Origin of the sequence: Streptomyces sp. NPDC048269, assembly GCF_040652395.1 — a bacterium.
GTDB lineage: Bacteria > Actinomycetota > Actinomycetes > Streptomycetales > Streptomycetaceae > Streptomyces.
Genome location: NZ_JBEZLW010000027.1, coordinates 81652 through 90323, shown reverse-complemented (window position 1 = coordinate 90323; position 8672 = coordinate 81652). Strand labels below are relative to the sequence as shown.

The window sequence follows — 8672 nt, the reverse complement described above, 5'->3', positions numbered from 1 at the left end:
GTCGCCGCCGGGCTGGCCTCGCGCTGCGAGGTGCAGGTCGCGTACGCGATCGGCAAGGCCGAGCCCGTCGGTCTCTTCGTCGAGACCTTCGGCACCGCCAAGGTGGAGGTGCAGAAGATCGAGGACGCGATCGGCGAGGTCTTCGACCTGCGCCCGGCCGCGATCATCCGCGACCTGGACCTGCTGCGCCCGATCTACGCCCAGACCGCCGCCTACGGCCACTTCGGCCGGGAGCTGCCGGACTTCACCTGGGAGCGCACCGACCGCGTGGACGCGCTGCGCGCGGCCGCCGGCCTGTAAGCACCACCGCTCGCAAGCACCACCGCTCGTGACGAACGGCCCCGGACCTCGTGGTCCGGGGCCGTTCGCATGCCCTGCCTGTCAGTGCGATTTGGTAAGAATGCTGATGTGAGCAGCGCGAACGATTCCCCGCCGGAGCAGCTGGCGCTGATCCGGGAGATGGTCGCCGAGGCGAAGGCCAAGGCGCCCAAGGCCAAGCCCCGTACCTGGCGCGGGGCCGCCGTCGCCGAGGAACTGCCCGTTGCCCGCGTCCTCGTGAACAAGGGCGTGCTCCACCTCGACCGGCTCTTCGACTACGCCGTTCCCGCCGAACTCTCCGAGACCGCCCAGCCCGGCGTCCGCGTCCGGGTCCGCTTCGGCGCCGGCTCCCACCGGGTGCACGGCGGCCGCCGCGAGGGCGGCGGGCTCATCGACGGCTTCATCGTCGAGCGCCGCGCCGAGTCCGACTACGACGGAGCCCTCGCCGCCCTCGCCCAGGTCGTCTCGCCCGAGGTGGTGCTAGGCCCGCGCATGCTGGCGCTCGCCCGGGCCGTCGCCGACCGGTACGCGGGCAGCCTGGCCGACGTACTCCAGCTCGCCCTGCCCGCGCGGAGCGCCCGCGCCGAGGCCAAGCCCTCGCCCGAGCCGCTGCCCCCGCCCGCCGCGCCCGAGCCCGGCGGCTGGCAGCGGTACGGCTCCGGGACGGCCTTCCTGCGCGCCCTTGCGACCGGCGGCACCCCGCGAGCCGTCTGGACCGCCCTGCCCGGCCCCGGCTGGGCCGACGAGCTCGCCCGTGCCATGGCCGCCACCCTCGCCTCCGGCCGCGGAGCCCTCGCCGTGGTCCCCGACGGACGGACCGCCGCCCGCGTGGACACGGCCCTCACCGCCCTGCTCGGTGAGGGGCGGCACGCGCTGCTGACCGCCGAGTCCGGGCCCGAGAAGCGCTACCGCCAGTGGCTCGCCGTGAGCCGGGGATCGGTGCGGGCCGTCGTCGGCACCCGGGCGGCGATGTTCGCGCCCGTACGCGACCTCGGGCTGGTCGCCGTCTGGGACGACGGGGACTCCAGCCACAGCGATGACCGCGCCCCCTTCCCGCACGTCCGGGAGGTGCTGGAGCTGCGCGCCGCCAGCGACGGCTGCGGCTTCCTGGCGGGGAGCACGAGCTGCACGGTGGAGGCCGCCCAGCTGGTCGAGTCGGGCTGGGCGCGGCCGCTGGTCGCCGACCGCGAGACGGTACGGGCCTGCGCGCCCCGGATCCGCACCGTGGGCGACGAACTGCTGGCCCGCGACGAGGCGGCCCGGGCGGCGCGGCTGCCGAGCCTGGCGTGGGAGACCGTACGGGAGGGACTCAAGTCGGGGCCCGTACTCGTCCAGGTGCCGCGGCGGGGCTACGTGCCCCGGCTGGCGTGCGAGCGGTGCCGTACGCCGGCCCGCTGCGGGGTCTGCGCCGGGCCCCTGGAGGCCCCCGGCGAGCGGGACCTCCAGTGCGCGTGGTGCGGGCGGGCGGAACCGGCCTGGCACTGCGAGGAGTGCGGGTCGTTCCGGCTGCGGGCCCAGGTGGTGGGCGCGCGGCGGACGGCCGAGGAGCTGGGGCGGGCCTTCCCGGCCGTGCCCGTACGGACCTCCGGGCGCGATCACGTCCTGGACGAGGTGCCGGACCGGCCGGCGCTGGTCGTGTGCACCCCGGGGGCGGAACCGGTCGCGGCGGGCGAGGGGTACGCGGCGGCGCTGCTGCTGGACGGCTGGGCGATGCTGACCAGGCCCGACCTGCGGGCGGGCGAGGACGCGCTGCGGCGGTGGATCGCGGCCGCGTCGCTGGTCCGGGGGGAAGGCCAGGTCGTCGTGGTCGCCGAGCCGACGCTGCGGCCGGTGCAGGCGCTGGTGCGGTGGGATCCGGTGGGCCATGCCGTACGGGAGCTCGCGGAGCGGGCCCAGCTCGGTTTCCCGCCGGTGTCGCGGATGGCGGCGGTGGCGGGGCGGGGGGAGGCCGTGGAGGCCTTCCTGGCCACGGCCGGGCTGCCGCCGGATGCGGAGATCCTGGGCCCGGTGCCGATCGCGGGGCGCCGGGGGGAGCCGTCTCCCGGGGAGAGGGCGCTGGTCCGGGTCCCGCCGGGCAGTGGCGCGGCCCTGGCCGCCGCCCTCAAGTCGGCGCAGGCGGCCCGTATGGCGCGGGGGGTTCCGGCGGCGGAGGCGGTGCGGGTCCGGATCGACCCGTTGGACATCGGCTGACGGGTCGGGGTACCGGGAGCCGCTGGACGGGGCCTTCCCCCCCACCCCGCCCCTTCCCGAAACCGGGGCTCCGCCCCAGACCCCGTACGTGCGCAGCGCGCCCGTGCCCTCAAACGCCGGGCGGGCTGGAACGGGAGACGGCGCCCGGAACGCCGGACGACCCCGGCGGGGCGGCCCGTGGGGGCGCTCCGGCGGGGTCGGGGGATCGGCTGGGGCCGTCGGGGGTCGGCGTCCCGGCGGCGGGCCGCCGGTCAGCCGTTGCGGGGGCCGGGGAAGGCCGGGGAGCGCGGGGTGCTCGCGGCGGCGGCCTGGGATTCCTCGCGCAGCGGCTGCGGCGGCACCGAGCGGGCCGCCGGGATCGTGGGGAGCGGCCCCAGGGTCCGGGTGGCCGTTCCCTCGGCCGGCGGCTCCGTGGACTCCGCGGCCTGCGCGCGCCGGGCCCCGTAGCGCCGGTGCACGGCCTGCTTGGTGACCCCCAGCGCCGAGCCGACCGCGTCCCACGAGAAGCCGAGCGAGCGGTCGAAGTCCACGGCGGCGGTGACCAGCGTCTCGACGCTGTCCCGCAGCTCCTGGGCGAGGCGGACGGTGGGCGCGGGCGCCCGGCCGTAGACGACGAAGCCCGTGGAGGGACCGGAGCGGCGCGGGCGGTACACATTGCCGAGCTGGGCGGTGAGCGTACGCAGGGCATCCACCTGCCGGCGAACCCGCTCGATGTCCCGCACCAGCAGGTGCAGGCTGGCCCGGGCTTGGGCGTCGTGGGTGGCGTGGTCGGCCATGAAGAAGCCTCTCGAACCGGTGCTGAAGGGCGGATCGGGCCGCGGAAACCGTTCACACGCGACCCGTTTTGGTCAATCTCTCTTGACCAACGCGCCACCCGGCGCCCAGGTCACGCTCTGGGGGCGTGTCGGCATATGCGAGAGGCGCGTGTGTGTGCGTACGCCCCCTGACGGCCTCCGGACACCCCCCGCCCGTACGCCCCATAGACTGGTGCGCTGCTGACAGCCGAGATAGCGAGGTAGGACCCCAGTGAAGCTCGTCTTCGCAGGCACCCCCGAGGTCGCCGTGCCCGCCCTGGACGCCCTCATCGCCTCCGGGCGGCACGAGGTCGCCGCCGTCGTCACCCGGCCCGACGCCCCCGCCGGCCGCGGCCGGCGGCTCGTCGCCAGCCCCGTCGCCGAGCGCGCCGAGGAGGCCGGGATCGAGGTCCTCAAGCCCGCCCGTCCGCGCGACCCCGATTTCCAGGCCCGGCTGCGCGAGATCGACCCGGACTGCTGCCCGGTGGTCGCGTACGGGGCGCTGATCCCCAAGAGCGCCATCGAGATCCCCCGCCACGGGTGGGTCAACCTGCACTTCTCGCTGCTGCCCGCCTGGCGCGGCGCCGCCCCCGTACAGCACTCGATCATGGCGGGGGACCAGGTCACCGGCGCCTCCACCTTCCAGATCGAGGAGGGACTGGACTCCGGCCCGATCTACGGGATCCTCACCGAGGAGATCCGCGCCACCGACACGAGCGGCGACCTGCTCACCCGGCTCGCCTTCGCCGGCGCCGGACTGTTGGCCGCCACCATGGACGGCATCGAGGACGGCACCCTGCGCGCCGTCCCGCAGCCCGCCGACGGGATCTCGCTCGCACCGAAGATCACCGTGGAGGACGCCCGGATCGACTGGGCGGCCCCGGCGATGCGCGCGGACCGCGTCGTGCGCGGCTGCACCCCGGCACCGGGCGCGTGGACCGTCTTCCGCGGGGAGCGGCTCAAGCTGATCTCGGTCGGCCTGGTGCCCGACCGCACGGACCTGGCACCGGGCATGCTGGCCCCGGCCAAGAACAACGTCTACGTCGGCACCGGCTCGCACGCCGTGGAGCTGCTGTGGGTGCAGCCGCAGGGCAAGAAGCCGATGCGGGGCGCCGACTGGGCCCGCGGGGTGCGGATCGCTCCCGGCGAGCGGCTCGGCGGCGCCGACGTACGCTGAACCCAGCCGGTTCGTCATACCGGCTGCCCTCTCCGCACACTCGTAGCACTCGTAGCACTCGTACCTCCGGAGCACCTTTCACGTGAGCGAACAGCCTCGTCAGCCCAGCCGGCGTCCCGCGGGCGGCGGCAAGCCGTCCGGCAAGCAGGCCAAGCCGTACCGCCGGCCCCAGAAGGACCCCGTCCGGATGCTGGCCTTCGAGGTTCTGCGGGCGGTGGACGAGCGCGACGCGTACGCCAACCTCGTGCTGCCGCCGCTGCTCCGCAAGGCCCGCCAGGACGAGAGCTTCCAGGCGCGCGACGCGGCACTGGCCACCGAGCTGGTCTACGGGACGCTGCGCCGTCAGGGCACGTACGACGCCGTGATCAAGGCGTGCATCGACCGCCCCCTGCGGGAGGTGGACCCGCCGGTGCTGGACGTGCTCTCGCTCGGCGCGCACCAGCTGCTGGGGACCCGGATCCCCACGCACGCCGCCGTCTCGGCGAGCGTGGAGCTGGCCCGGGTGGTGCTCGGGGACGGGCGCGCGAAGTTCGTGAACGCCGTACTGCGCAAGATCGCCGCGCACGACCTGGACGGCTGGCTGGAGCGGGTGGCGCCGCCGTACGAGGACGACGCCGAGGAACACCTCGCGGTGTACCACTCGCACCCGCGGTGGGTCGTCAGCGCCCTGTGGGACGCGCTGGGCGGCGGGCGCGCCGGGATCGAAGACCTGCTGGAGGCCGACAACGAGCGGCCCGAGGTCACGCTGGTGGCCCGGCCGGGGCGGTCCACGCCGGAGGAGCTGCTGGAGGCGGTGGGCGAGGAGTCGGCACTGCCCGGCCGCTGGTCGCCGTACGCCGTGCGGATGGCCGAGGGCGGCGAGCCGGGCGCGCTGGAGGCCGTGCGCGACGGAAGCGCGGGCGTCCAGGACGAGGGCAGCCAGCTGGTGGCGATGGCCCTGGCGGCGGTGCCGGTCGAGGGCCGTGACGAGCGCTGGCTCGACGGCTGCGCCGGCCCGGGCGGCAAGGCGGCGCTGCTCGCGGCGCTGGCGGCGCAGCGCGGGGCGTTCCTGCTGGCTTCGGAGAAGCAGCCGCACCGGGCCCGCCTGGTGGAGAAGGCCCTGGCCGGCAACCCCGGGCCCTACCAGGTCATCGCGGCGGACGGCACCCGCCCGCCGTGGCTGCCGGGCTCCTTCGACCGTGTCCTGATGGACGTGCCGTGCTCGGGCCTGGGCGCCCTGCGCCGCCGCCCGGAGGCCCGCTGGCGCCGCCGCCCGGAGGACCTGGAGGGCTTCGCGCCGCTCCAGCGGGGGCTGCTGCGCGAGGCGCTGTCGGCGGTGCGCGTGGGTGGCGTCGTGGGTTACGCGACGTGCTCGCCGCACCTGGCGGAGACGCGGGTGGTCGTGGACGACGTCCTGAAGGGCCGGGGTGCGGGCCAGTCCCCGGTGTCCGCCGAACTGATCGACGTCCGGCCGTACATGGCGGGCGTACCGGGCCTGGGCGACGGCCCGGACGTACAGCTGTGGCCGCACCTGCACGGTACGGACGCGATGTACCTGGCGCTGCTGCGCCGGGTCGGGTAGCGAGCCGAGGGCCGGGACGGGCACCCGGGACCGACGCACCCAGGACCGACGCACCCGGGAGGCGGCGCACACCCGCGGGTGGCGCTGCGCACAACGCTGGCCCCGCGGCACCGCACACGAGGGGAACGGGCGATCGTTTCTCGATCCAGGCGGGCTGCCCGGCCGTTCGGACGTGTGGTGGTCCGTACGCACGCGTTCGTCAGCGAGTGGCGAACGTTCTGCGGCGGATCGCGGCAAACAGGTGGCTGCCCCCTTCGCGGGGCCGGGTGTGCAGAGCGCCCGGCCCCGGGAGCGGTGACGGAAGGATGTCGGCCACGATCAGCGGGACGTCGCTGGTGGCGGCTGCCACAGCGGTACACCCGGGCGGTCCCGGCGTGGTGCGGGAACGCTTCGGTCCGCCCGGGCACTCCCGCGGTGAGACCGCGGGTGTCAGCCGGAGAGCGTGCCGAAGAAGGCGCGGACGTCCGTGACGAACGCCTCCGGCTGCTCCAGTGAGAGGAAGTTGCCGCCGCGCTCCAGCTCGCTCCAGTGGGTGATGTTGTGGTCCCGTTCGGCGAAACGACGGATGGCGATGTCGGTGTGCAGGGCGACGGCCACACCGGTCGGGACGGTGCCGCGCGGCTTCGGGGCCCAGGCGCTCGCGTCGTGCCCCGATTCGTAGTAGAGGTTCGCCGAGGAGCCGGCCGTGCCGCTGAACCAGTAGACGCTGACGTTCGTCAGCAGGCGGTCGCGGCCCACGGCGTCCTCGGGGAGCTCGGCGGCGGGGTCCGTCCACTCCTTGAACTTCTCGGCGATCCAGGCGAGCTGGCCGACCGGAGAGTCGTGGAGTCCGTAGGCGAGGGTCTGCGGGCGCGTGGACTGGATCGCGTTGAAGCCCATCTTGTCCTGCTGGAAGTTCTCCAGCCGGGCCAGCCGCTCCTGCTCGGGACCGGTCAGTCCGTCGAATTCGGCGGGGTCCCCGGAGGGGAAGGTGACCAGGCCGTTGACGTGGATGCCGACGATCTCGTCGGGTGCCCGGCGCCCCATCTCGGCGGCGATCCAGGCGCCGCCGCCCGTTCCCTGGACGCCGTACGCCTCGTAGCCGAGCCGGTTCATCAGCTCGACGAACGCGCCGGCGATGCGGCCGGTGTTCCACCCGGCCTCGCCGAGCGGACCGGAGAAGCCGGTGCCCGGCGTCGAGGTCACGACGACGTGGAAGTCCTCCGCCAGCGGCCGGATGACCTCGACGAACTGGACGAACGAGCAGGGCCAGTCGTGCAGCAGGAGCAACGGGACGGCGGCCGGGTTCTGCGAACGGACGTGCAGGAAGTGGATGTTCTGGCCGTCGATCTCGGTGGTGAACTGGGGAAACCCGTTGAGTTCCGCCTCTGCCTTGCGCCAGTCGAAGCCGTCGGCCCAGTAAGCGGCCAGGGCCTTCAGGTAGTCGGTGGGCACACCCCGGCTCCAGCCGGCGCCGGGGATCTCGCTGCCCCATCGCGTACGTGCGAGCCGGTCGCGCAGGTCGTCGAGCTCCTCCTGCGCGATGTCGATGCGGAATGGGTGGATCCGGGCGTCGGTGTTGCTGTTGTTCTCCCTGGGTAAGACAGTAATTTCGATATAGGCACGGTACGTTCCTAATGGCACAACAGGCTGGACTTCATGCTCGATACCTCCGCACGACTGCTGCGCCTCCTCTCCCTGTTGCAGACCCCGCGTGCCTGGCCGGGATCCGAACTGGCCGAACGTCTCGGGGTGAGCGGCCGTACCGTCCGCAACGACATCGACCGTCTGCGCGAGCTCGGCTATCCCGTGGACGCCACTCGCGGAGCCACCGGCGGCTACCGGCTGGGCGCCGGGGCGGCGATGCCCCCGCTGCTGCTCGACGACGAGGAGGCCGTCGCCGTGACGACCGCCCTGCGCACCGCCGCGCAGGGCGCAGTTCCCGGTGCCGAGGAGACCTCGCTGCGGGCGCTGGCCAAGCTGGAGCAGGTGCTGCCATCGCGGCTGCGCCGACGGGTGCGGGCACTGCAGGCCTACACCGTGGCCGTGCCGGCCGACCGTCCGCCACCGTCCGTCTCCGCGGACGTGCTGACCACCCTGGTCGCCGCCTGCCGCGACCGGGAGCGGCTGCGCTTCGACTACCTGGACCACGCCGGCGCGTCCACCCGCCGCGTGGTGGAGCCGTATCGCGCGGTGAACTGGGGACGGCGCTGGTACCTCGTGGCGTGGGACGTCGAGCGCGAGGACTGGCGCACCTTCAGGATCGACCGGATCCAGCCCCGCACCCCGACCGGACCGCGCTTCGCGGCGCGCGAGCTGCCCGGCGGCGACGCCGCGGCGTACGTCTCCCTGCGGGTGTCGAGCGCGGCGTGGCGCCACCGGGCGCGGGTCACCGTCCATGCACCGGCGGCCGCGGTGATCGAGCAGATCAACCCTGCGGTCGGCACGGTCGAGGCGCTCGACGCCGACAGCTGCATCCTGATCACCGGCGCCGACACCGTACAGACCCTCGCGGCCTGGCTGGGCATGCTCGACTTCGACTTCGACGTCACCGAGCCCGAGGAACTGGTCACCCACCTCCGCCGGCTCTCGGAGCGCTATGCCCGCTCGACACCGCCTGCCCGCTGAGGCGGAACGACCCGGCCTTCCCCCG

7 protein-coding genes are annotated in these 8672 nt (G+C 74.7%); 5 read left to right on the top strand and 2 right to left on the bottom strand.

Annotation, left to right across the window (positions count from 1 at the left end; genetic code table 11):
* A partial coding sequence (locus tag AB0D48_RS25520) for a methionine adenosyltransferase domain-containing protein (RefSeq protein ID WP_362401278.1) occupies nt 1–300 on the top strand: 300 nt, incomplete at its 5' end.
* 159 nt (nt 301–459) lie between these two features.
* Nucleotides 460–2508, top strand: a complete 2049-nt coding sequence (locus AB0D48_RS25515; protein ID WP_362401302.1) for a primosomal protein N' — start codon at nt 460–462, stop codon at nt 2506–2508.
* Nucleotides 2509–2759: 251 nt separating this feature from the next.
* Here the strand turns inward: AB0D48_RS25515 and AB0D48_RS25510 are convergent, their stop codons facing one another.
* Entirely contained in the window at nt 2760–3284 is a 525-nt protein-coding gene (locus AB0D48_RS25510) for a hypothetical protein (RefSeq protein ID WP_362401275.1), read from the bottom strand.
* A 250-nt stretch (nt 3285–3534) separates the two neighbouring features.
* Here AB0D48_RS25510 and fmt point away from each other — a divergent pair, with 250 nt between their 5' ends.
* Nucleotides 3535–4479, top strand: a complete 945-nt coding sequence (fmt, locus tag AB0D48_RS25505; protein WP_362401272.1) for a methionyl-tRNA formyltransferase — start codon at nt 3535–3537, stop codon at nt 4477–4479.
* An 82-nt stretch (nt 4480–4561) separates the two neighbouring features.
* Nucleotides 4562–6040, top strand: a complete 1479-nt coding sequence (locus AB0D48_RS25500) for a transcription antitermination factor NusB (RefSeq protein WP_362401269.1) — start codon at nt 4562–4564, stop codon at nt 6038–6040.
* Between the two features lie 429 nt (nt 6041–6469).
* Here AB0D48_RS25500 and AB0D48_RS25495 read toward each other — a convergent pair whose 3' ends face one another.
* Complete coding sequence (locus AB0D48_RS25495; RefSeq protein ID WP_362401299.1) at nt 6470–7585, bottom strand: epoxide hydrolase family protein; 1116 nt, start codon at nt 7583–7585, stop codon at nt 6470–6472.
* A 93-nt stretch (nt 7586–7678) separates the two neighbouring features.
* On the opposite strand from AB0D48_RS25495, the gene AB0D48_RS25490 reads away from it, so the two are divergent.
* Nucleotides 7679–8647 carry a YafY family protein gene (locus AB0D48_RS25490; RefSeq protein WP_362401266.1) on the top strand — a complete coding sequence of 323 codons (969 nt, stop codon included), beginning with the start codon at nt 7679–7681 and terminating at the stop codon, nt 8645–8647.
* Nucleotides 8648–8672 lie beyond the last annotated feature (25 nt).

Coding starts and splice junctions, on each gene's coding strand:
- AB0D48_RS25515 (WP_362401302.1), top strand. CDS start 460: ATGGTCGCCGAGGCGAAGGCCAAGGCGCCCAAGGCCAAGCCCCGTACC.
- AB0D48_RS25510 (WP_362401275.1), bottom strand. CDS start 3,284: ATGGCCGACCACGCCACCCACGACGCCCAAGCCCGGGCCAGCCTGCAC.
- AB0D48_RS25490 (WP_362401266.1), top strand. CDS start 7,679: ATGCTCGATACCTCCGCACGACTGCTGCGCCTCCTCTCCCTGTTGCAG.